Source organism: Streptomyces humi (genome assembly GCF_001005085.2).
In the GTDB taxonomy this organism is placed as follows: Bacteria; Actinomycetota; Actinomycetes; order Streptomycetales; family Streptomycetaceae; genus Streptomyces; species Streptomyces humi.
Genome location: NZ_LBMU02000108.1, coordinates 1 through 21,865 on the forward strand (window position 1 = coordinate 1; position 21,865 = coordinate 21,865).

At 69.4% G+C, this 21,865-nt stretch carries 24 protein-coding genes and 2 pseudogenes; 13 read left to right on the plus strand and 13 right to left on the minus strand.

The genetic code is table 11. The features are described from left to right. Positions 1 to 878: 878 nt before the first annotated feature. Entirely contained in the window at positions 879 to 1,241 is a 363-nt protein-coding gene (locus tag AAW13_RS39455) for a hypothetical protein (protein WP_046730724.1), read from the minus strand. A gap of 108 nt (positions 1,242 to 1,349) precedes the next feature. Between AAW13_RS39455 and AAW13_RS39460 the strand changes: the two genes are divergently transcribed. The 3 genes from AAW13_RS39460 (at position 1,350) to AAW13_RS39470 (ending at position 3,263) form a co-directional block, all read left to right on the plus strand. Then, on the plus strand, positions 1,350 to 1,685 hold the full coding sequence (locus AAW13_RS39460; protein ID WP_046730725.1) for an ArsR/SmtB family transcription factor: 336 nt from the start codon (positions 1,350 to 1,352) through the stop codon (positions 1,683 to 1,685). Then, on the plus strand, positions 1,685 to 2,401 hold the full coding sequence (locus AAW13_RS39465; RefSeq protein WP_046730726.1) for a cation efflux transmembrane domain-containing protein: 717 nt from the start codon (positions 1,685 to 1,687) through the stop codon (positions 2,399 to 2,401). The genes AAW13_RS39460 and AAW13_RS39465 overlap by 1 nt, the downstream gene beginning before the upstream one ends. A 79-nt stretch (positions 2,402 to 2,480) precedes the next feature. Then, a complete protein-coding gene (locus AAW13_RS39470; protein WP_046730727.1) occupies positions 2,481 to 3,263 on the plus strand; it encodes a sulfite exporter TauE/SafE family protein in 783 nt (260 codons plus the stop codon). A 14-nt stretch (positions 3,264 to 3,277) separates the two neighbouring features. On the opposite strand, the gene AAW13_RS39475 is transcribed toward AAW13_RS39470, so the two are convergent. Then, on the minus strand, positions 3,278 to 3,613 hold the full coding sequence (locus tag AAW13_RS39475) for a YnfA family protein (RefSeq protein ID WP_046730728.1): 336 nt from the start codon (positions 3,611 to 3,613) through the stop codon (positions 3,278 to 3,280). A 516-nt stretch (positions 3,614 to 4,129) separates the two neighbouring features. Here AAW13_RS39475 and AAW13_RS39480 point away from each other — a divergent pair. The 3 genes from AAW13_RS39480 (at position 4,130) to AAW13_RS39490 (ending at position 6,054) form a co-directional block, all read left to right on the plus strand. Then, positions 4,130 to 5,005 (plus strand): GNAT family N-acetyltransferase, encoded by an 876-nt coding sequence (locus AAW13_RS39480; protein ID WP_046730729.1) that lies wholly within the window; start codon positions 4,130 to 4,132, stop codon positions 5,003 to 5,005. A 70-nt stretch (positions 5,006 to 5,075) separates the two neighbouring features. Further along, entirely contained in the window at positions 5,076 to 5,684 is a 609-nt protein-coding gene (locus AAW13_RS39485; RefSeq protein WP_107483518.1) for a nucleotidyltransferase domain-containing protein, read from the plus strand. Further along, on the plus strand, positions 5,656 to 6,054 hold the full coding sequence (locus AAW13_RS39490) for a nuclear transport factor 2 family protein (protein ID WP_276207638.1): 399 nt from the start codon (positions 5,656 to 5,658) through the stop codon (positions 6,052 to 6,054). Before AAW13_RS39485 ends, AAW13_RS39490 begins: the two co-directional genes overlap by 29 nt. Positions 6,055 to 6,124: 70 nt before the next feature. Here the strand turns inward: AAW13_RS39490 and AAW13_RS39495 are convergent, their stop codons facing one another. From AAW13_RS39495 to AAW13_RS39515, 5 genes are read right to left on the minus strand one after another with little or no spacing between them, the layout of a single operon-like run. Next, positions 6,125 to 7,171 carry a zinc-binding dehydrogenase gene (locus AAW13_RS39495; protein ID WP_046730732.1) on the minus strand — a complete coding sequence of 349 codons (1,047 nt, stop codon included), beginning with the start codon at positions 7,169 to 7,171 and terminating at the stop codon, positions 6,125 to 6,127. A gap of 10 nt (positions 7,172 to 7,181) precedes the next feature. Next, positions 7,182 to 7,976 (minus strand): NAD(P)H-binding protein, encoded by a 795-nt coding sequence (locus tag AAW13_RS39500; protein ID WP_046730733.1) that lies wholly within the window; start codon positions 7,974 to 7,976, stop codon positions 7,182 to 7,184. Continuing rightward, a complete protein-coding gene (locus AAW13_RS39505) occupies positions 7,973 to 9,040 on the minus strand; it encodes an NAD(P)-dependent alcohol dehydrogenase (RefSeq protein WP_046730734.1) in 1,068 nt (355 codons plus the stop codon). Before AAW13_RS39505 ends, AAW13_RS39500 begins: the two co-directional genes overlap by 4 nt. Positions 9,041 to 9,073: 33 nt before the next feature. Next, positions 9,074 to 9,958, minus strand: coding sequence for an aldo/keto reductase (locus AAW13_RS39510; RefSeq protein ID WP_046730735.1), 885 nt, complete (start codon positions 9,956 to 9,958; stop codon positions 9,074 to 9,076). A gap of 11 nt (positions 9,959 to 9,969) precedes the next feature. Then, positions 9,970 to 11,475 (minus strand): MFS transporter, encoded by a 1,506-nt coding sequence (locus tag AAW13_RS39515; protein WP_206306359.1) that lies wholly within the window; start codon positions 11,473 to 11,475, stop codon positions 9,970 to 9,972. 282 nt (positions 11,476 to 11,757) lie between these two features. Here AAW13_RS39515 and AAW13_RS39520 point away from each other — a divergent pair, with 282 nt between their 5' ends. Then, positions 11,758 to 12,654 carry a helix-turn-helix transcriptional regulator gene (locus AAW13_RS39520; RefSeq protein WP_046730736.1) on the plus strand — a complete coding sequence of 299 codons (897 nt, stop codon included), beginning with the start codon at positions 11,758 to 11,760 and terminating at the stop codon, positions 12,652 to 12,654. A 27-nt stretch (positions 12,655 to 12,681) separates the two neighbouring features. Further along, positions 12,682 to 13,701 carry an aldo/keto reductase gene (locus AAW13_RS39525; RefSeq protein WP_046730737.1) on the plus strand — a complete coding sequence of 340 codons (1,020 nt, stop codon included), beginning with the start codon at positions 12,682 to 12,684 and terminating at the stop codon, positions 13,699 to 13,701. Here the strand turns inward: AAW13_RS39525 and AAW13_RS47905 are convergent. Beyond that, positions 13,640 to 14,035, minus strand: a complete 396-nt coding sequence (locus tag AAW13_RS47905; protein ID WP_420855520.1) for an IS3 family transposase — start codon at positions 14,033 to 14,035, stop codon at positions 13,640 to 13,642. The two genes, AAW13_RS39525 and AAW13_RS47905, sit on opposite strands and share 62 nt — an antisense overlap. A 55-nt stretch (positions 14,036 to 14,090) precedes the next feature. Beyond that, positions 14,091 to 14,453, minus strand: coding sequence for a transposase (locus tag AAW13_RS47910; RefSeq protein ID WP_420855521.1), 363 nt, complete (start codon positions 14,451 to 14,453; stop codon positions 14,091 to 14,093). 239 nt (positions 14,454 to 14,692) lie between these two features. Here AAW13_RS47910 and AAW13_RS39540 point away from each other — a divergent pair, with 239 nt between their 5' ends. Next, positions 14,693 to 15,304 carry an RBBP9/YdeN family alpha/beta hydrolase gene (locus tag AAW13_RS39540; protein ID WP_052768603.1) on the plus strand — a complete coding sequence of 204 codons (612 nt, stop codon included), beginning with the start codon at positions 14,693 to 14,695 and terminating at the stop codon, positions 15,302 to 15,304. Between the two features lie 170 nt (positions 15,305 to 15,474). Here AAW13_RS39540 and AAW13_RS39545 read toward each other — a convergent pair whose 3' ends face one another. Then, complete coding sequence (locus tag AAW13_RS39545) at positions 15,475 to 16,182, minus strand: TetR/AcrR family transcriptional regulator (RefSeq protein WP_046730739.1); 708 nt, start codon at positions 16,180 to 16,182, stop codon at positions 15,475 to 15,477. A 97-nt stretch (positions 16,183 to 16,279) separates the two neighbouring features. Here AAW13_RS39545 and AAW13_RS39550 point away from each other — a divergent pair, with 97 nt between their 5' ends. Together AAW13_RS39550 and AAW13_RS39555 are read left to right on the plus strand one after the other, a co-directional pair. Continuing rightward, positions 16,280 to 16,759 carry an SRPBCC family protein gene (locus AAW13_RS39550; RefSeq protein WP_046730740.1) on the plus strand — a complete coding sequence of 160 codons (480 nt, stop codon included), beginning with the start codon at positions 16,280 to 16,282 and terminating at the stop codon, positions 16,757 to 16,759. A gap of 181 nt (positions 16,760 to 16,940) precedes the next feature. Then, positions 16,941 to 17,475 (plus strand): annotated as a pseudogene (locus AAW13_RS39555) (IS701 family transposase); the annotation flags it as partial. A gap of 259 nt (positions 17,476 to 17,734) precedes the next feature. On the opposite strand, the gene AAW13_RS39560 reads toward AAW13_RS39555, so the two are convergent. The 3 genes from AAW13_RS39560 to AAW13_RS39570 form a co-directional block, all read right to left on the minus strand. Next, a complete protein-coding gene (locus AAW13_RS39560) occupies positions 17,735 to 18,625 on the minus strand; it encodes an MBL fold metallo-hydrolase (RefSeq protein ID WP_046730741.1) in 891 nt (296 codons plus the stop codon). A gap of 108 nt (positions 18,626 to 18,733) precedes the next feature. Then, positions 18,734 to 19,189: an SRPBCC family protein gene (locus AAW13_RS39565; RefSeq protein WP_046730742.1), complete on the minus strand. Its 456-nt coding sequence runs from the start codon at positions 19,187 to 19,189 to the stop codon at positions 18,734 to 18,736. Positions 19,190 to 19,260: 71 nt separating this feature from the next. After that, entirely contained in the window at positions 19,261 to 20,040 is a 780-nt protein-coding gene (locus AAW13_RS39570) for an oxidoreductase (protein WP_046730743.1), read from the minus strand. A 79-nt stretch (positions 20,041 to 20,119) separates the two neighbouring features. Here AAW13_RS39570 and AAW13_RS39575 point away from each other — a divergent pair, with 79 nt between their 5' ends. Both AAW13_RS39575 and AAW13_RS47225 read left to right on the plus strand, forming a co-directional pair. Next, positions 20,120 to 20,560, plus strand: coding sequence for a MarR family winged helix-turn-helix transcriptional regulator (locus AAW13_RS39575; RefSeq protein ID WP_476756035.1), 441 nt, complete (start codon positions 20,120 to 20,122; stop codon positions 20,558 to 20,560). A gap of 483 nt (positions 20,561 to 21,043) precedes the next feature. Beyond that, positions 21,044 to 21,698 (plus strand): annotated as a pseudogene (locus tag AAW13_RS47225) (NF041680 family putative transposase); the annotation flags it as partial. Positions 21,699 to 21,865 lie beyond the last annotated feature (167 nt).

Consider the following 21,865-nt stretch of genomic DNA (forward strand, 5'->3'; position numbering starts at 1 on the left):
GGACGAGTAGGCCCTGTCCGCCAGGACCATGGGAAAGGCCCGTGACCTGGGGAGGTCGAACGAGTCCTTCCCCGGCCCCTGGCATTCGTCCGTGACCTGTCTGGTTGACAGCGCAGTGACTTGGTGGGCTCCCGTGCGTTGGACAGAGCGGCACGCGTGCACCGGCGGTGCCGCCGTCCCTTGTGTTCGCAGGAGTGGGACGGGGGCCGCGGTTCGGTGGCGTCTTGCGTGGCAGGTGGCCCCTGGTCTTCCCTCACAGGCCGGGGCCATCGCATCCGCCCGGTCTGTCTTGCGGTCGGGTACCGCCGCGCGCCTCATGGCGGCTGTTGCTGTGCGAGCCCGGGAGCGCCATCCCTCGTGCGTGTGAACTGCGGGCGTGCGGCCGGAGGATGGCCATGGGTGCTCGCTATGGTCGGGGCAGGAGCCGAGCAGCCACCCTGAGTCGCTGTTCGTGCCGCCCCGGCACCGCGCGGAGGGGTTGTCATCCCGCGGTAGAACAGCCTCCATTGTTCGGCGGGGCTGTTCGCTGTCCGGTGCGCGAAGGCTCTGACGCAAGGCCGCCCGCCCCCGCAAGGGTTCCCAGCCTCCCTTTGGGGAGCCGTGAGGGGGCGGGTCCCGCCGTCACAAGGGGCACCAAACGACAGGGCGCAACAAGGGGCCCTCACCTGGGGGGATTGGGTCGCGCCCGTCCGCAGACCATGCACCACAAGCCGGCCACGGTAGTGGAGTACGCGCGGGTTCTGGACGGCCGTCGACAACCTGAGAACGCGCATCTCAGCAGGTCGACCGGGGGACGCGGCTCCCCCGGCCGCTCCTGTGGAATCTTCGCAGGAACTCGCAAAATCTGACGATGTCGGGGGCGGGCGCGGGGCGGGTGGTCATCGCGGCCGGGTCTGGGTAACGCGCCACAGGCGGCGGGGCAGGTCGCCCTCCTCGAAGGCGTGGACCTCGTCCAGGCTCCAGCCCTCGGCGAGGGAGTCGACGACGGCCCGGTCGAAGAAGTGGACGGCGAAGCCGCCGTGCTCCCAGACGGTGAATCCCCGGCGGGCGAAGTACAGGGCGTCGCGGCCGTGGCCGGCGCCGAGTTCGAGGACGTCGCGCGCGCCGGCGACCCGCAAGGCGGCCGCGGCGTGGACGGCCGGTGCCGACGGCTCGGCGCCGTACATGCCCGGGTGGACGGCGTACGTGCTCTGCCAGTGCGCCCTCTGCGCTTCGGCCAGGTCCTGCTCGTCGCCCGTCACGTTCCTCAGCCCTCTCCCTGCTGGTCAGTGCCCCGATCGTAGGTCCACCAGATTCGGCGACGATAATCCACGCTTAAGTGAATTCACGATTTGCTGTACTGTCATGGGGTGCTGACCGTTGCCTCCGACATCGACGTGCTGGCCCGCTTCGGCCGCGCGCTCGCCGACCCGATCCGCTGCCGCATCCTCCTCGCGTTGCGCCAGGCCCCGGCCTACCCGGCCGAGCTCGCCGACACGCTCGGCGTCTCCCGCACCCGGCTGTCCAACCACCTGGCCTGCCTGCGCGACTGCGGCCTCGTCGTCACCGCCCCGGACGGGCGCCGCACCCGCTACGAGCTCGCCGACGAACGCCTCGGCCACGCCCTGGAGCACCTGCTGGCCGCCGTGGTGGCGGTCGAGTCCGACCAGACGTGCCCGGACGCCGCCACGAAGGACTGCTGCTGATGGCCGCGATATCCCTCGGCCCGTCCCCGGCCCGCCGCGACGCGCTCGCCCGGCGCATCCGGCTGCTGGTCGCCGCGACCATCACCTACAACGTCATCGAGGCGGTCGTCGCCCTTACCGCTGGCACGATCGCCTCCTCGACCGCGCTGGTCGGCTTCGGGCTGGACTCCGTGATCGAGGTGTCCTCCGCCGCGGCGGTCGCCTGGCAGTTCTCCGCCCGCGACCACGCCGTGCGCGACGCCCGCGAGAAGTCCACCCTGCGGATCATCGCCGTATCCTTCTTCGCGCTGGCCGCCTACATCACCTTCGACGCCGTCCGCGCGCTCGCCGGCACCAGCGAGGCCGACCGCTCGATCCCCGGCATCGTCATCGCCGCCCTGTCCCTGGCGATCATGCCGTTCCTCTCCGCCGCGCAGCGGCGCGCGGGCCGCGAGCTCGGCTCCGCCTCCGCGGTCGCCGACTCCAAGCAGACCCTGCTGTGCACCTACCTCTCCGCCGTCCTCCTGGTCGGCCTGGTCCTCAACGCCACCCTCGGATGGTCCTGGGCCGACCCGATCGCCGCTCTGGTCATCGCCGCCATCGCCGTCAAGGAAGGCCGCGACGCCTGGCAGGGCAACGGCTGCTGCGCACCCACCGCCCAGGCGGCACCCGCCGGGGCTGCCGCGGCCGAGGCAGACCCGTGCGGCTGCACGCCAGGCTGCACCCGCTGCTCGTGAACATCATGTTGCCGGTCCGCAGCTCGGCGGCCTGGCCCGCCGATACTGGCCGGGCAATCACGAAGCGGCGGGGGCAGCGGTGGAGTGGACGATCTGGGCCGGGTTCGCGGCCGGCCTGCTGATCTCGACGCTAACCGCTCCGGTCGGCGTGTCCGGAGCGGTCTTCCTCCTCCCCGTTCAGCTCAGCGTCCTCGGCGTGCCGAGCCCGGCGGTCACCCCGACGAACCTGCTGTTCAACGTGGTGGCCGGGCCCGGCGCCCTGTGGCGCTACCGCCGCGACGGCGCCTTACGCGGCACTCTGGCCCGGCGCCTGGTCACCTGGACACTGCCCGGCGTCCTGGTCGGCGCCGCCATTCGCGTCTTCGCCCTCCCCGGCCCCGGCGTCTTCCGACTCTTGGTCGCCGCCTTCCTCCTGCCGCTCGGCAGCTGGCTGTGCTGGCGCACCCTGCGCCCCGCCCGGCGCCGGCCGGACACGGCCGAACCGTCGTCGCTCGCCCTCGCGGTCCTCGCCCTGACGGTCGGAGTGGTCGGCGGGATCTACGGGATCGGCGGCGGCTCACTGCTCGGGCCCGTCCTCGCCGCGCGCGGCCTGCCCATGGCCCGCATCGCACCAGCCACCCTCGCTACGACCTTCACCACCTCCGTCGCCGGAGCCGCCGCCTACGCGGTGCTGGCCCTGGCGAGCCCCGGACCTGTGGCCCCCGACTGGTGGCTGGGGCTGGCCTGCGGTGCGGGCGGTCTGATCGGCGGCTACCTCGGCGCCCGGCTCCAGCCTCACCTGCCCGAGACCGCGCTGCGGCTCCTGCTCGGCGCTCTCGCCGCCGCCCTCGGCGCGCTGTACGCCGCCCAGGCCCTGAACTGAGCCCGGGCGGCCGGTCAGTGGCCTCGCGGGGCGTACATGATGACCGCCATCCCCGCGAGGCAGACCAGGACGCCGATCACGTCGAAGCGGTCGGGGCGGTAGCCGTCGGCCACCATGCCCCAGGCGATCGACCCGGCCACGAAGATCCCCCCGTACGCGGCGAGGATGCGCCCGAAGTTGTCGTCGGACTGGAAGGTGGCGACCACCCCGTACAGGCCGAGCGCGATGACGCCGGCGCCGATCCAGATCCAGCCCTTGTGCTCGCGGACGCCCTGCCAGACCAGCCAGGCACCCCTGATCTCGAACAGCGCGGCGACGACGAACAGGGCGATGGAGCGGGCGACGAGCACGGCGGGGACTCTCCGGAGCAGGGGGAAGCGGGCAGGGCAGGAGAAGGAGCGCGCGGTCAGGCGGCCGGGGTCAGCAGCCCGGCACCGTCGGCCGGCACGCGCACCTCCAAGTGGAGATGAGCGCCGTCGAGGTGGAGCCGGAAGTCGTCCGCAAAAGGGCCACGAAGCTCAGCCCACAGCGCCGCGCCGACCTCGACCAGCTCGGGGTGCGCTGGTAGCCGGCACACCAAGACGTGAAGGCGGCCCGCCCCGGGAGATCCGGGTCGGGCCACTGACGTGTGCGTGGTCGTGAAGGGCGGTCGCCTACGCGGCGAAAGGCTCCATGAGGCTTCAGCCGAACGAACTTCCTCATGGGCAATAGGTGAGGCCCGGGGACACAGTCCCCTCCACAACCACGCTGCCCATAACGCAGGCGGGCGGCCGGCCATTCCCCGGAGACAGCCAAAGCCGGCAAGGTGCCGCCGCCGCTCAGCAGGTGCCCGCTCCAGAAGTCCAGTACATCCGGGATCATGAACCATGCTTCCGGATGCCTGGCACCTCACCGAAGACATCGACGACTTCCTCGCCCGCGCCGGAGACTTTCTCCGCTCGTGCCCCGCTCTGCACAACACGCCGCTCACCACACTGGAAAAGTGGCAGTCCCAGCCGGGCGGGTTCATCCCAGGAGCCGTCCTCTTCGGCCGACTGGAGTCGGCGGGCGAGACACAAGCGATCTTCTACCGCCCGCCGACCCGCCGGCTGACCCTCACGGCACTCTCCCCCGAGCGTGCCGACGCCCTCGCCGTCTATCTGACCGGCCTCGGCCACACCCTCGCAGGTGTCACCGCGGACCACGACACCGCCACCGCATTCGCCGAAGCCTGGCAGCGGCACACCGGCGCGACGCCCACACTCCGCGTCCGGATGCACCTCTACCGCCTCGACACCCTCACCCCTCCGAACCCGCACCCAGACGGCCACAGTCGCCCGGTGGGCGAGCGGGACCACGACCGTCTCGTGCGCTGGTGCCGTGGGCTCGCTGCCGACCTCGGCGAGACCGTCACCATCAACGCCTCATCCTGGGCCAGCACCCGCTTCGCCGAGAAGAGCTACACCTTCTGGGAGACCCCGGACGGCACCCCCGTCTCCATGGCAGGCGTGAACCCGATGGTCGCCGGCATGGTCCGGGTGGATCCCGTCTACACCCCAGCCCATCTCCGCGGACGCGGCTACGCAGCCGGCGTCACCGCAGAGGTGAGCCGGGCCGCGCGCGCCGCAGGAGCCACAGAAGTCGTGCTCTACACGAACGCGGACAACCCCACCAGCAATGCTCTCTACCAACGCCTCGGATACCGCAGGATCACCGACTGGGCTGCGTACGACTTCACCCACGCCACACCAGAAACCAGCTGAGAAGCAGGTGTCGACGACATTGGCTCTGTCCGCAATTCCGTGAATGATCTTGCAGCAGTACCCTCGCCCAGTGACACGCACCGAGACGCCGTGGGGTCCCTGGGAGCCAGCTCCCCTGGCCGATGTGGCGACGCTGTTCTCATCGGTCGGTGTCCCCTGGTGGGTTGCCGGGGGTCACGCCATCGAGCTCGCGGTCGGCTACTCGTTCCGAGAGCACAGCGATCTCGATGTCCTGTTGCTGCGGCGCGACCAACGCGTCGTTCAGCTGCTGCTGCCTGCATGGGAGTGGTGGGCAGCGGATCCGCCCGGGACTCTCAGGCCGTGGGAGCCCGGAGAGATATTGTCCGCCGAGGTCCACGACGTCTGGTGCCGTCCCGGCCCTTCGGAACCCTGGCAGATCCAGATCATGCTCGATGAGGCGGAGGGTCGGGACTGGATTTCCAGACGATGTGCCCAGGTCAGGCGCCCCATCGACCTATTGGGCACGCGCTCGCCAGAAGGCGTTCCCTACTTGGCGCCAGAGGTCCAGCTCTACTACAAAGCCCACCAACCCCGGCCGAAGGACGAAGAGGACTTCCGCGCCGCATTGCCGGCGCTCGATGCACGGCAGCGAGAATGGCTGGTGACTGCCATCATCCGAGCATACGGAGATCTTCCCTGGTGCGAGAACCTTCGGTGATGCAACGGCCCCCACGGGCCTCAGGGAGGCCCACCGCGCCTACCTGGACGCCATGGTCGAAGGGGACACCACAACTCTCGAAGGCTTGCTCGCGGAGGACTTCACCCTCAGCCACATGACCGGATACGTGCAGCCGAAGGCGGAGTGGCTGGCGCAGATGTGTCAGGGGCGGTTCGTCTACCACTTCATCGAGGTGAAGGCCACCGCGTTCGACATCGATGACGACGGCACGGCCCGCTTGACGGCCCCGGCCCTGACCGATGCCGCTGTGTACGGCACCCGCGCCAACTGGCGCCTGCGTCTGGCCACCGAATACGACCGTCACGGCGATGTGTGGGTCGCGCAGCGGACCGTCGCCACCACCTGGTGACCTACGCCACCGGTCTCGCGGGTGCCTGACCTGGTCTTCCCCTGGACCGAACTGGTGCAGGGGACCGGATTCACGGCTGGCTGACCGTGAGGAGCGACTTGATCGCGCGGCGCTCGTCCATGGCGGCGTAGGCGTCGGCGACGTGGTCGAGGTCGGTGGAGTAGTTGAAGACGAGTCCGGGGTTGATTGTTCCGTCCAGGATGTGGGGCAGCAGTTCGGGGATGTAGCGGCGGGCGGGGGCGACGCCGCCCTTGATACCGACGTTCTTCCAGAAGAGGGTCTTGTACTCGAACTTCTCGTAGAGCGGGACGCCGACGGCGCCGATCATGCCGCCGGCGCGGACGATGCCGGCGGCCGTCTCGACGGACTGGTCGGTGCCGACGCATTCGAGCGCGACGTCGACGCCGGCGCCGTCGGTGAGACTGAGGACGGCCGTGACGGCGTCGTCGCCGCGTTCGGCGACGATGTCGGTGGCGCCGAACTCCTTCGCGAGAGCCTGCCGGTCGGCGTGGCGGCTGAGCGCGATGATCCGGCCGGCGCCGAGGAGTTTGGCGGCCAGCACGGCGGAGAGGCCGACCGCGCCGTCACCGACGACGGCGACGGTGTCGCCTTCCTTCACGCCTGCGCTCGCGGCGGCGTGGTAGCCGGTGCACATGACGTCGGAGAGTGCGGTGAAGGAGGCGAGCTGGGCGTCGGTGAACCCGTCGGCCGGTGCAGGGACCTTCACGAGGGTTGTGTCGGCGTAGGGTGCGCGGACCTTCTCGCCCTGGCCGCCGTCGCTCTCGCCGTCGCCGAAGGCTCCTCCGTGTTCGCAGTTGGATTCGAACCCGGCCTGGCAGGCGGGGCAGGTGCCGTCGTTGTAGGTGAAGGGGGCGATGACGAAGTCGCCGACGGCCAGGTTCCTCACGTCCTCACCGACCGCCTCGACGACGCCGACGTACTCGTGGCCGATGCTGCCCACCTTGTGGGGGTTGATGCCGCGGTAGTACCAGAGGTCGGAGCCGCAGACGCAGCCGCGCACGACGCGGACGACGGCGTCGGTCGGCTGCTGGACGGTGGGGTCGGGGCGATGGCCGAGCTCGATGCGCTTCTCGCCCCGGAAGATGGCTGCCTTCATGGCTGTCTCCTCAGATGTCGGGTGTCAGGGGGGTGTGGGCGTGGCGGCGCAGGTCGGCGCGGACACGTTCGGGTTCTGCCTGCGGTCGTGGTCCGGGCCGGTCGCGGGCGCCGTCGAGGTCGCCCGGCCGGTCGGCTTCGGCGGCTTGGAACGCGGTCGGCCAGTCGACGAGGGCCGGCCCGTCGGCCGAGAAGACCTCCACGGTCCTCCCCGTCGCGGACGGGGTCAGCAGGGCTTGGACGATCGTCTCGGCTACGTGGTCGCGGCGGACGGGCCCGTACTCGATCTGGTCGCCCTGGCGCAGGTCCACCGCCTGGTGGGAGGTGCTGCCGGCGTCGAACCAGCCGGGCCGGACGATCGTGTACGGCAGTTCGCCGGCCCGCAGGAGCCGCTCACCGCGTCGCTTCCACTCCAGCAGTTCCCGCGACTGCCCGCCGGCCGCCGTGACCCCGATCGAACTCATCAGCACCACGGGCACGCGATGTCCGTCCAGCGCGTCGAGTACCGCGGGCACGGCGCCGTAGTCGACCGCGGCGTAGTCGCCGGACCCGTAGGGCGCTCCGTGGGTCATCACGACGGCGTCGACGCCAGCGACGGCGACGCGCACGGCCGGCTGATCGGCCAGTTCGCCTGCCACCACCTCGACGCCATCGGGCAGCGACCGCCGGGCGCGGTCGGGGTCGCGGCTGAGCACGCGCGGCAGGCGACCCAGCTCGAGCAGGCGGGCGGCGACGAGGCGGCCGATGCTGCCCGTCCCGCCGATGACCAGGACGCGGTTGATGCTCGGACGGGTTAGCCGCGTCATGCCGTCAGCCCCTTGAAGGTCGAGCCGTCGATCACGAACCGGTAGCGGACGTCGGAGGCGTTGATCCGCTCGTAGGCGGTGTTGATGTCTTGGGCGCCGATCAGCTCGATGTCGGCGGTGACCTTGTGCTCGGCGGCGAAGTCGAGCATCTCCTGCGTCTCGGCGATACCGCCGAACAGGGAGCCGGCGTAGGAGCGCCCGTTCTGGAGCAGGGGGAAGACGTCCAGTGGCATCGGCTGCGTGGTGACGCCCACGCTGATCATGGTGCCGTGCAGACGGAGAAGGCCCAGGTAGTCCGCCAGATTGATGGGCGCGCTGACGGTGTTGAGGATGAGACCGAAGGTGTTGGCAAGCTCGGTGAAGGCGGTGCCGTCGCCGGTCGCGGCGTAGTGGTCGGCGCCGAGGGCCGCGGCGGCTTCGCGCTTGCTGTCCGACCGGGACAGCACGGTGACGTCAGCGCCCATGGCCTTGGCCATCTTCACGCCGAGGTGGCCCAGGCCGCCGAGGCCGACGACCGCGACCTTGGTCCCGGGACCGGCAGCGAACCGCTTGAGCGGCGCGTAGACGGTGATGCCCGCGCACAGCAGGGGAGCCGCGGCGGCGGGGTCGAGGGTCTCGGGCACGCGGACGACAAAATCCTCCGGGGCGACGATCGCCTCGGAGTAGCCGCCCTGGGTGTGGGCGCCGGGATGGGCGGGGTCGGGGCTGCCGAAGACGAGGGTGTGGCCGTTCAGGCAGTACTGCTCCTGCCCGGCCCGGCAGTTCTCGCACTCGCGGCAGGAGTTGGCCATGCAGCCGATGCCGACCAGGTCGCCGACCTGGTGGCGCGTGACTTCGGAGCCGGTTTCGGTGACACGGCCGACGATTTCGTGGCCGGGCACGAGCGGGCTGACCGGGAGCGGGCCGAAAGAGCCGTCGACGAAGTTCATGTCGGAGTGGCAGATCCCGCAGTACAGGATGTCGAGCCGGACGTCGTGGGGGCCGACGCCGCGGCGCTCGATGGTGACGGGGACGAGCGGCCGGCCGGCCTCGTGGGCGCCGAAGGCATGGACGGTGGTGGGCACTGTGGTTCCTTCTTGCAGGTCGTACGGGGAAGGTCAGGCTTCGGGGATGGCGCGGCCGTAGGCGGCGAGGGTGACGTTCTCGGGCTCAGGGCCGCCGCGCCGGCCGGTCTCCAGTGCGTCCAGCGCGGTGAGTTCGTCTGCCGTGAGCTCGAAGTCGAAGACGTCGATGTTCTCGGCGATCCGCTCGCGCCGGGTGGACTTGGGGATGACCGAGCGGCCCTGCTTCAGGCCCCAGCGCAGCAGGACCTGGGCGGGGCTCTTGCCGTGCTTCTCGGCGATGGCAGTGACGGCCGGGTCCTGAAGGACGCTTCGGCGGTCCTCGCCGTAGCCCGGGTAGAAGGTGATCCCTCCGATGGGGGACCACGCCTGGTTGAGGATGCCGTGGGCGGTGTCGAAGTCGAGAACGGAGCGCTGCTGGAAGTAGGGGTGGATCTCCAGTTGGTTGACCGCCGGCACGACGGACATCGCATCGAGCAGCGTGGTCAGGTGGTCGGCCATGAAGTTGCTGACGCCGATGGCGCGGACCTTGCCGTCGGCCAGGAGCTTTTCCAGGGCACGGTAGGCGTCGAGGGTCTTGTCGAACTCGGACGGCAGCGCCTGGTGCAGGATCAGCAGGTCGATCTGGTCGACGCCGAGCTTGGCGGCGCTCTTGTCGAAGCCGTGCAGGGTCTCGTCGTAGCCGTAGTCGCTGATCCAGATCTTGGTCTCGACGAAGATCTCCTCGCGCGGGACGCCCGAGTTGCGGATGGCCTGGCCGACCTCGCGCTCGTTGCCGTAGGCGGCGGCGGTGTCGATGTGCCGGTAGCCGAGCTCCAGCGCGGCCGTGACCGCGGCGATCGTCTCGTCGGGCGAGCTCTGGAAGACGCCGAGGCCGAGGGCGGGCATCTCGACACCGTTGTTGAGGGTGAGGGTCTGCATCACGTACTCCTTTACTTGCGGGACGCCCGGGCGGGCACGATCAGGGTGAGGACGGCGACGACCGCCAGCGCGAGCAGGACGGCCGAGCCCGTCAGCGCGGTGGCGGAGCGGGCCGCGATGTCGGCGGCCGCGTGACCGGTGGAGACGGTGGCGGCCACGGCCGTCAGGATGCTCAGGGCCAGTGCGCTGCCGATCTGGTGCACGGTGTTGACCAGCCCGGAGCCGGCCCCCGCGTCCTCAGGGGCGACGCCGTCGACGCCGCTGGAGGTCATCGGGGCCAGCGCCAGGCCCTGGCCGGCACCGATGACCATCATGGGCAGCGCCACACCGGTCAGGTAGGGGGTGTACAGGTCCAAACGGCTCAGCCAGGCCATGCCCACGGCCGTCAGCACGACCCCCGCGGCGAGTACCCACGGCCTGCCGAACCGTTCCAGCAGCCGGGGCACGCGGATGGCGAAGACGAAGTTGACCAGCGTCATCGGCAGGAAGGCCAGGCCGGCCCGCAGAGGCGTCCAGCCGTAAACGCTCTGCACGAACTGCGCGGTGAAGAAGAAGAACCCGATCATCGCGCCCATGTAGAGCATCCGGGTGGCGTAGGCGCCGGACCGCTCGCGGCTCGCGAACAGACGCAGCGGCACGATCGGGTGCGCGGCCCGTCGCTCCACCCCTACGAACAAGGCCAGCAGCACCGCGCCCGCTGCGAGCGGGAGCAGGGTGGCCGGTGCAGTCCATCCGTGGTCGGCCGCGTCGACGATGCCCAGTACCAGAGCGGTCGACCCCAGCGTCGCCAGCAGGGCCCCGGCCACGTCGAACCGGCCGCCGCGAAGCTCGGTCTCGGGCAGGAACCGCACCGCCAGCATCATCATCACTATGCCGATGGGGACGTTCAGGAAGAAACCGGCCCTCCACGAGATCAGGTCCGCGACCAGACCTCCGACGACCAGCCCGAACGCCGCGCCGAGGCCGGCCACTGCGCTGTAGGCGGCCATGGCCCGGTTGCGGGCCTTGCCCTCCGCGAAGCTGCGCGTGAGCAGGGAGAGCGCGGACGGGGCCAGAACGGCGGCGCCGACGCCCTGGAGCGCCCGGGCCGCGATCAGCCACCAGGCGCTCTGTGCGGCGCCCACCAGCAGCGAGGCCAGCGAGAAGACCACCAGGGAGTACAGGAAGACCTTGCGGTGCCCGAAGAGATCACCGGCGCGCGCTCCCAGGAGCAGCAGCCCGCCGAAGACCAGGACGTAGGCGTTGGTGATCCACGACAGGCCCGTCTCGGAGAAACCCATGTCCAAGCGGATCTGCGGCAGCCCGGTGAACACGATCGAGTTGTCCAGGATGACCATGAAGTAGCTGATGCAGATGATCGCCAGGATCAGCGTCGAACGCACCGGGCCCCCGGAGGCACGCTGCGCCTGGCGGCGCGGGGCGGTGGTCCTGTGGCCGCTCGGGCCGCCCGGACGGCTCGAGTCGCTGACCGGCCCGGCGGGGGCGTCGCCGATGTCGTGGGTGGCTGCTGTGCGCACGGTCTTCCTCGCGTCGATCGGGAGTGCGGCCCGATCCCGGGCCGCCAGTCTGTGGCGTCTTCCAGGTAACGGCACCTTGAGGAGGCAGTGGGAGTCACTGCTCTTCCAGGTACTGGCAGTACCTCGCAGGCCCCTCCAGGCCGACCTACCGTGGATGAGCCGGCACACCACGCAGACCGACCGGGAGGAGTGCTCCGTGCCCCTCTGCTCGAGGTCAGGTCCGACCCGGTGACCGACGCGACCAGCCCGGTCAGAGCCGGGCACCCACACCAGGAAATGAGCATGACCGACCACACCAAGAAGGACGTGGCCGCCGAGGTGCGGGAGTTCCTCAGCACCCGGCGGGCCAGAATCACCCCAGAGCAGGCCGGACTGCCGGTCTACGGCGGAAACCGCCGCGTCGCGGGCCTGCGACGCGAAGAGGTCGCCCTGCTGGCCGGCATGAGCGTGGATTACTACGTCCGCCTGGAGCGCGGCAACCTCGCCGGAGCCTCCGACTCGGTCCTCGAAGCCCTCGCGCGCGCCCTGCACCTCAACGAGGCCGAACGCACCCACCTCTACGATCTGGCCCGCGCTGCCAGCCCGTCCGGGCGGCGGCCGGCGGTGACCTCCTCGCGCGTCCGGCCGACGATCCTGCGGCTGCTCGACTCGATGACCGGCGTACCGGCGTTCGTCCGCAACGCCCGCTTCGACATCGTCGCCGCCAACGCCCTGGGCCGGGCGCTGTACGCGCCGCTGTTCGACTCACCGCTGTTCGCGCAGCGCGGGCCGGTCAACAGCGCCCGCTTTCTGTTCCTCGACCCCGCCAGCCAGGACTTCTGGGTCGACTGGGACAAGGGCGCCGACGACGCCGTCGCCTTCCTGCGCACCGAGACAGGCCGCGCGCCCCACGACAAGGCCCTCACCGACCTGATCGGCGAACTGACCACCCGCAGCGGCGACTTCGCCCAAAGGTGGGCACGCCACGACGTGAAGTTCCACCGTTCCGGTATGAAGAACCTCCACCACCCGCTCGTCGGCGATCTCGCACTGCCCTACGAGGCGATGGAACTGCCCTCGGACCCCGGCCTGCGCCTCAACTTCTACACACCCGAGCCGGACTCCCCGGAACAGCAGGCCCTGAACCTGCTCGCGAGCTGGACGACCACCGGCACGGTCGTGCCCTCCGGCAACGACTGACCCCTCACGGAAGAGGAGAACCCCTCCATGCAGTACCGACCGCTGGGCCGTACCGGCGTCCAGGTCAGCCCGCTGTGCCTGGGCGCGATGATGTTCGGCCCCTGGGGCAACGAAGACAAGACCGACTCGATCCGGATCATCCACCGCGCCCTCGACGCGGGCATCAACTTCGTCGACACCGCCGACGTCTACTCCGCGGGCGTCTCGGAGGAGATCGTCGGCAAGGCGCTCCAAGGTCGTCGCGAGAACGTCTTCCTGGCCACCAAGTTCTTCATGCCCATGGACCAGAACGACCCCAACCAGCGGGGCGGCTCGCGCCGCTGGGTCATTCGCGCGGTCGAGAGCTCCTTGCGGCGGCTCGGCACCGACCACATCGACCTCTACCAGGTCCACCGCCCCAGCCCCGACACCGACGTCTCCGAGACCCTCGGCGCCCTCACCGATCTCGTCCGCCAGGGCAAGGTCCGCTACATCGGCTCCTCTTCCTACTCCGGCTCGCAGATCGTCGAAGCCCAGTGGACCTCGCGCGAGCGGAACCTGGAGCGCTTCGTCACCGAGCAGCCGCCCTACTCGGTCCTCGTCCGCGGCATCGAGGAGGACGTGCTGCCCACCGTTCGCCGCCACGGCATGGGCACCCTCACCTACAGCCCGCTCTCCGGCGGCTGGCTCTCGGGCCGCTACCGCAAGAACGCCGCCGAGGGGCCGGCTTCGGCCGCCCGCCCCCAGGCCCGCTTCGACATGAGCACCCCCGCCAACCAGCGCAAGCTCGACGCCGTAGAACAGCTCGCTGTCCTGGCGGAGAAGGCCGGCGTCTCCCTGATCGAACTCGCCGTCGCCTTCGTCATCAACCACCCCGGTGTCACCTCGGCGATCATCGGACCTCGCACCATGGAGCAGTTGGAGGCGTTCCTGCCCGCTGCCGACATCACCCCGTCCTCCGACGTCCTCGACGCCATTGACGAGATCGTCGCCCCTGGCGTCACGGTCAACCCGGTCGACAACAGCTACGGCGACTTCGAGCTGCGTGCCGACCAGCGGCGCCGCTGACATCAGTCGGCTCGGCCGGTCGACGGCGGCCGATCGGAGCACCAACGCGGTCGGCCAGGTCCGGCGACCAGGGCGCCGACGGCTTTGGAACCGTGGTGCGGCGCCGCCGGCCACGGATCACGCCCTCGGGGCCCAACTCGGCCATCAGCCGCTCGACGGTGCAGCGGGCCACCTCGTGACCCTTGCGCCGAAGCGCGCGGGTGATCCGACGAGCGCCATACGTGCGCCCCGGCTCCGCATGGATCTCCTCGATCAGCGGCATCAGCTGTTCGTCGCGGAGCCGGCGGGCCGGCTTCGGCCGTTTCTTGCGGGCGAAGTACGTCGACGGCGACAGTTCGAGGACCCGGCAGACGGGATGGCCCCGAGACCTCTGTCACGCGGGCGGGCGATCACCTGCTCGGCCTCGCCGGGGAAGGTCGATCTCCTGGGCAGAAAACACCGAGGCGGCTTTGAGGATCTCGTTCGCCCGCCTCAACTCCGCCACTTCCTTTGCGGAGTTCTTCGAGCTCGTCCTGCTCGGCGGTGGTCAGCCGGTCGTCGCCCTCGCCACGGTCGGCCCCGGCCTGGCGGACCCGGCCGCGCAGGGCCTCCTTGTGGATGCCCAGGTCCTTCGCGACGTGGGCGACGGGCCTGCCGGCGGTGCGGACCTCACGGAGCGCGCGCTCGCGGAGCTCGTCGGGGTATTCACGAGGTACACGGGATACAGCCACGGTGCCGGTGGATTTCCTTCGCCAGGACCGTAAGCCTGACATCAGGGACTCCACAAATCTCAGTACAGCTCAGTAAGCGGCTCGACGGGTTGCCGGGCAGTCTGCCCAGGCAGCCGACGGCCTGGCGGCCAATCTTCGTGCCCCTGCGGGCATTTCCACTCTTGGGGGCTGGTCAGCAGCCATGCCAGGGGTCGAGGATCCTCGATGGATCCGTACAGTGGCCGTGCACGGTCACCACAACCTGAAGATCAAGGCCAGGGTGAAGGAGACAGATGACTGGCATGCCCAGCTCGCCTTCACCGGCGCGGCGCTTCCTCATGGTGCACGGCGTGCTGCACCGTCGCCCCCGGCAGCACTGGCTGTGGTGGCTGACCGAGGCTCTGCGACAACGGGGCGAGCAGGTGCTGTATCCGCAGTTCCCCGCACCCGAGCAGCCGTCGGTGGGCGACTGGATCGATCTCCTGCACGCCGAACTGGCCCAACTCGGCGACCAGGAAAGGGTCGTGGTGTGCCACTCCCTGGGCTGCGCCCTGTGGCTGCGCGCCGCCCAGACCCTGCCGGAGGAACTGCGGGTCACCCGGGTGCTGCTGGTCTCCCCGCTGGGTGACCAGGCCTTCACCGTGGCCAACGGCAATGAAGAGTTCAAGCTTGAGCACATCGACCGTGAGCTCCTGGCCGCTGCGTCGGCCAAGCCGCCGCATGTGGTCGTGTCGGCGACCGATCCCTACGCGCCCGCAGATCCATGCACGTGGAGCGCCGCGCTCGGCCTGGACTGCGATGTCCTTCCCGCCGCCGGCCACATCACCCCCGCAGACGGATACGGCCCTTGGCCCGCCGCGCTCGACTGGTGCCTGCGCCAACAGACGCCGGTGTCGGCCGTCACCGGGCCGTGAGCGCAGCGGGGCCCGGAGGCATCTGCACCGTCAACTGACGCCTGATCACGTCTCAGACGGGTGAGTGCCAGAGCCGCGTCAGCCGGGGTCCTGACTGTCGGAGAAAGGGCTGCGGTGGACACAGGTCGTGATCTTGCCGGGTTCCGCACGCGATCTGTGGCTGAGCACCATCAGCGGATCGCAGCGGTGCCTTCGAATGAGGTCAGGCCGGTGTCGATGAGCTTGGCCGCGCGGCGGACGTCGGCGGTCACTGCCTCATGAACCTGCGTCGCGGTGCGGACGCCGTCCAGATGTTTCCCAAGGCTTTGGAACTGGATGGACCACAGTCCGACCAGGGCTGTTGCTGCGATCTGCGATTCCGGGTCGTCCGGGCTGCTGTGGGCGCGCTGGGCCAGCGCTTCGGCTGCGGCGGTGACAAGCCCGTCGGTCATGTCCCGGTGGTAGGACCGTAGTGAGGGCGTGGACCTGATCAGTGCGCCGAAGCGCCTGATCATGGCGGCAGCCTGCTTGGAGTCGTCTTGCGCGGCGATCCAGGAGGTCATGGCTCGCAGCTCATCGGAGAGGATCCGCAACACCGCTTCGACCGCGGAGTGGTTCGTGTCAGCCAGGCCTGCGCTCAAGGCGGCCATCGTGGTCTCGCCTTGGTCCAGGATGAGTGATTCCTTGGTGGGGAAGTAGTTGAAGACGGTCTTCTCCGAGACTCCGCACACCTGGGCGATCTCCGATACGCGGACGGCGTCGAAGCCGCGCTCCAGGAACATCTCGGTCGCGGCATCGGACAGGCGTTGCCGCAACAAACGCTTCTTCTGCTCCCGCAGCCCTTCGGCCTCGGGCGCCGCGGTCCGCGGACGCCATGCCGTCCAGTCCACCGTGCTCATGACGACAGAGTAGTGCAGCGGCAGAATATTTACTGCTACTGTAAATTTTCAGTGGCTGTACATTCCAGTTTTCGCTGCGCACCGCTTCGGGAGCCCCATGAGCGCCATCCACATCGTCCGCGACTACCCGCACTCCCCCACCAGGGTCTGGCACGCCGTCACTGATCCCCGGCTCATACCGCTGTGGACAGCCACCGGGGCCGGGGCACGCCCAGAAGGATTCACCACCGCCGTCGGCGCCCGGTTCCAGTTCATCGCCAAGCCCAAGCCCGGCTGGAGCGGCATCGTCGACTGCGTCGTACTGGAGGTGGACGAACCCCGGCTGCTGCGCTACTCATGGACCGACCATGGCGGCGGCGGGACCATCGAGGTCGCCTACCGCATCGAGCCCCATGGCACAGGAACGCGGTTCACCTACGACCACACGGGCTTCACTGGTGCGGGCGGGCTCCTGATGACCCAGATCCTGGGCCACGTCCGGCGGAAGATGCTGCGCACCGGCCTGTCCGCCGTGCTGAACAATCTGGACGAGGACGGCGAACTCCGCCCCGGAAGCACCCTCAAGCCCAAGCCCTGACTCTCTGATCGCGCCCGCCATCAGGTGAGGACGAAGGCCGGATCTTCACCGAGCTGCGACAGGGGGCCGAGAGACCAAGGCGGCCACCGCTGACCTTCGGAGTGTGAAGATGGAAGATCATGCGGTGGCCGCGGGCCACAGCGCAGTCCCTGCCCGCCGGCAGGAGTCGTTCGAGGCCCTGATGGGCCGGACAGCGGGTCGGTTCGCACGGGTCGGACCCCGGCGCCGGGTGAGAAACCTGGTGCGGGGACTTGCGGCGGACCTGCCGCGCGAGACCTGCTGATCATTGCCGAGTGGGCCGGGGAGGCGAGTCCGGACGGTATGCAGCACCTGCGCGGCCGGGTCAGGTGGGATGCCGACCGGGTGCGAGATGACGTGCGCGAGTACGACCGGGAGCATTGCGCGACGACGATGCGGTGCTCGTAGTCGACGAGACCGGGACGTGAAGAACGGCACGCACACCGTCGGTGTCCAGCGCCAGTACACCGGACACCGCCGGCCGGATCGAGAACGCCCGGGTCGCGGTCCACCTCGTCCACGCGGGAGGGCGCGGACACACGGCGGTCGACCGCGAGCTGTACATCCCGCGGTCGTGGACGTGCGACGCCGACCGCTGCCGGGCCGCGGGCCTGGGCGAGGACACCGTCTTCGCGACCAAGCCGGAACTGGCCGCCCACATGATCAGCCGGTTCCTCGACGCCTGGCCTCGCCTCGCCGCAGCCCAGGACAAGCTCGCCAGCTGGACGCCGAACGAATCCGTCGGAGCACCGTCGTGGACCTCGGCATTCCGACCTTTCACAACATCGCCGACCGGGGACGGCACTTCACCGCTGCCGCCGAGTGAGGAGCCCTCGTCACCGGCCTGGCGAGTGCACCGTTCGCCCTGCTGGATTCGGGGGGTGGACGGATGTCGAGCCCCCGATCAGCTAATGGGGGGCTCGACACCGGCGTTGTGAGTCGCCTGGGCTGTGCTGCCTACTCCTGATGACCCAGCCTCACGATCATGTTCGGGTGACGCTCGCTGAGCGCCTTCAAGGCGAGCAGGCTCTTGATGCTGGGTTCGCGCTCCTGCATGTAGGTACCGGGCTCGACGCCGTTGTCCCAGCCCCAGCGCGTGTGGCTGACGTCCCCGGTCATGAGCACCGGACCCGCCGCGGTGCGGGCGAGGTAGGACACGTGTCCGGTGGTGTGCCCGGGGGTGAGGATCGCGAAGAACGAGCCGTCGCCGAACACGTCGTTGACACCTTCGAGCCGTCCGCCCGCGTCCTTCGTGAACTGGAGTTCCTGAAGCGGTGGCCGGCCGGCCAGGAGGTGGTTGTTCGTGCCCTGGGCGAACAGGTTCAGGAAGAGCGACGCCTCCGCCTCGTTGGCGCCGGTGTAGATGGGGACGTCCTTGGGAACGTCCGGGAGCCCGGAGACGTGATCGAGGTGGAGATGGGTCATGAAGACCCCGCCCAAGGGGACTCCCTCCGCTTCAATGATCTCCGCGGTGCTCTGCTGAGGGCGCATCTTCTCGATGCCCCCGTACTTTCTCAGCATCATGCCGACCCCGACGCCGACCGGGTCGTCCACCAGCCGTTGCGAAACGCCCGTGTCGACGAGGAAGAACCCGTGTGTGGGGTGCCGCACGACGTGGGCGTAGATCTTGATGGGCTCCTTGTGGTCGTTGATCCCCGCCGCGACGGCCTTGGGGTGCTTGATGTTGAGGAGCCCTGTGATCGGGGCCTCCCAGTCCGCGCCGATCGTCCTGACCTCGACAGGCCCCGGCTCGTCGATCACGGACTCCATGGCCACCGCGCTGATCGGCGCGCCGATACGGGCAGACTCCGCCGCGTGGGTCGTGGCCTTGAAGGTGAGCATCTTCATGGTTGAACTCCTCTTCCCTTGATGACAGATGGCTGATGACTGATAGCTGGTGCGGACCGTCTCGCAAGCCGTCAGGCCCCGGGCTCCGGTCCAGTCGGCGTGCCGCAGTCATGCGGCGCGGTGCTCGCGGGCGTAGGCGTCGAGGCGGGCGAGTTCCTTCACGTAGACGCGGTGCAGCCTGCGCGGCGCGATGATCCGCTCGACGAACCCGGCGACGCCGCTTTCGCCGGCGAAGCGGGAGGTGATGTTCACCCGGGCCCGTTCGCCGTGCGGGGTCACGGTGAACGTCGTGACGAGGCCGGAGCCGCCTGTGTCGGTGTGGACCAGCGTTCGGCCCGGCTCCGGCTCGGTGACCTGCATCCGCAGTTCCCGGACACCTCCAGCGAAGTCGATCTTGTACCAGACAGCGTCGGCCGCGCCCACGCCGTTCTCCTCGATGTGGAAGTCGTAGAAGGGGGGCGGCAGGAACCGGGAGTGAAGCTGCGTGTCCGCCAGGTACCCGTAGACCTTGTCCGCGGGCGCGTCGATGGTGCGCTCGGCGGACGCGGCAACGATGTGAGTCATGGTCCGAACTCCGTATTTGTGGCTTGAGGTGCTGGATTCCGTGTGCCGCCGCGGCGGGCTTGACGGACGGTTCAGACCGTCTTGATGGTGCCGCCGTCGATGACGTAGTCAGCGCCCGTGATGTTTCCGGCCACGTCGGACAGCAGGAACGCGACCAGAGCCGCGACCTCCTCGGCTTCGCTCATACGGCCGGTCGTGATGTTCTGCGACTTCGCGATCTGCTGGACGAACTCGGCGAGGCTGACACCCGCCGCGGCGGCCAGCTGGGCGACAGGCCCGTTGGCGTCCTCGTAGACGGTGGTGCGTACCAGGCCCGGGGAAACGGTGTTCACGCGCACACCCTGGGGACCGAACTCCTCGGCCAGGGACTTGCCGAGCGCGGTGACCGCCGCCTTGACCGCGCTGTAGCTGGCCGGAACGCCCGCGGGCATCCTGGCGACGGCGGAGGAGACGTTGACGACCGCCCCACGACGCTCGATCAGGCTGGGCAGGGCCGCGCGCGTGGCGCGGACGGTGGCGAGCACGTTGATGTCGAACATGCTGGTCCACTGAGTGTCGCCGGCGTCGAGGAAACCCATGACGGCCTCGTCGCCGCCTCCCACGTTGTTCACCAGCAGGTCTATGCCGCCCAGTTCGACCAGAGCCGTGTCGATGAGGGCGGCGACGCCTTCCGCGGTGCTCAGGTCCGCCGACACAGCGTGGGCGCCGGTCTCCTTCAGCTCGGGCGTGATGGTACGGGCGGCGCCCACGACGCGGACGCCTTCGTCGATCAGGGTCCGGACGGTGGCCAGTCCGATGCCCCGGCTGGCGCCGGTGACGACGGCGGTCTTGCCCGTGAGGTTGAGGTTCATGAGGCTCCCTGAATACATATGGGTTTAATACTTCAAGTCATATCTACCATGGGTTGAAGCAGTTTGCTAGCCTGGGGCTATGGCGATGACACAGGAGCAGGCGGAAGCGCAGTGGGAGCTGGGCAAGCTGGTGCACGACCTGGACATGCAGAGCGCCGCCCGCATGCGTGACTGGGTGACGCCGCTGGGTCTGACCGTCGCCCAGGCCTCGGCCCTGCGCGAGATGACCGGCCCGATGACCATGCGCGAGCTGGCCGGCCGGATGAGCTGCGAACCGTCCAATGCCACCGTCGTCATCGACAAGCTGGAGAGCCTGCGGCTGATAGAGCGCCGTCCCCACCCCACCGACCGCCGGGCCAAGCAGCTTGTCCTGACCCCCGAGGGCATCGAACTGCGCGAACAGCTACTGAAGGTTCTGGCTGAGGAACCCCTGTTCGCCGGCCTGACACAGGACGAGCAGGACGCGCTGGAGGGCCTGCTCAAGCGGGCCCTGTTCCGCGATGCAGTCCTCCAGGCCTGACGGCGTCGAACTGCGGGTTGCCCACAGCGGTGTGCGGTGCGAGGGCTTTGCTGGGAGACCCGTGACTACGGGAGCCCAGACACCGGCATTGCAGTGCGGCGCGTCAGTAGGGACTCACCGGCGCGACGGTTTCAGCCCTGGGGTCGGCCTGGTTCAGAGAACTGACCAGACCGAAGCTGATCGCGCCGGACCAGATACTCCGGGGCATCACAGACCTACCTCGCACGCCCCGAGCCCTTTCAGCTGTGGGATCTCAGAATCCGTGGCCGAATCTCAGGGGCTATGGCCAGTCCGTGGCCGTTCGGCCACGGACGTGAGACTGCCTGGTCAGCCTGTTCACTCCGGCCCGCGCTGGGGGACGCCATGGGCAGTGCCGCGATCACTCTGAGTATTCGCCGTATGGATGGTGCAGTCGACGAGGTCCGCGACCGATCGTCAGCCTCGCTCGATCTGATGCGCTCGGCCGCACCGTGGCGCACGTTTCCGGACGCGAAGACCGCGCAGGTCACCGACCGCTACGGCATCGCCCGCACGATGGCCTGGGACCGCATTCACCCGAGGCTGACCACGCGCTCCGCATGGATCGACCACACCGGCGAACTCCCTGTCGTCGAGGGCACGTTGATCCGACTTGAGGTTGACCGCCTGCCCGGCGGCCACGACCCATTCCCCGCCTGGTTGTGGACGTCGGCCACCGGCCTGTCGGGTGAGGACGCCGACCTGCACTGGCTGGCGTTCTTGCGCAGGCTTCGATCTGGAGCACACCTTCCGGATGATCGAGCAGACGCTGGGCTGGACCCGCCCGAAGCTCCGCACACCCGAGACGGCGGACCGGTGGACCTGGCTGATTACCGCAGCGCATCCTCAACTCCGCTTCGCCCGGCCGCTGGCCGAGAACTTCCGCCACCAATGGGAGAAGCCGGCCGAGTCCGGCCGCCTCACCCCCGCCCGGGCCCGCCGGGGGTTCAGGAACCTCCGCCCCAACTTGCTTTGCCCGGCCCGTGCACCGAAACCCACCCGGCCCGGCCCCGGCCGACCGCCCGGCCCGAAGAACCGACACCCCGCCACCCACTACGACGTGGGCAAAACGGCCATACGATCCGAGACCAACACCAAAGGCAACCAGAACAGACCATAAGCATCAAGCTGATCGCCGATGTGGCCGGGCGCGAGGTTGTGGTGCGGGATGCGGCGTTGCCGATGACCCTGGGCAAGCAGGGTAGTCGGCCTCGACCGCCTAGAGATCCCTTCCCGCCCTGACGGGCTGCCTGTTGAGGAAATTCACCGGAATCGCCACGCGGATCG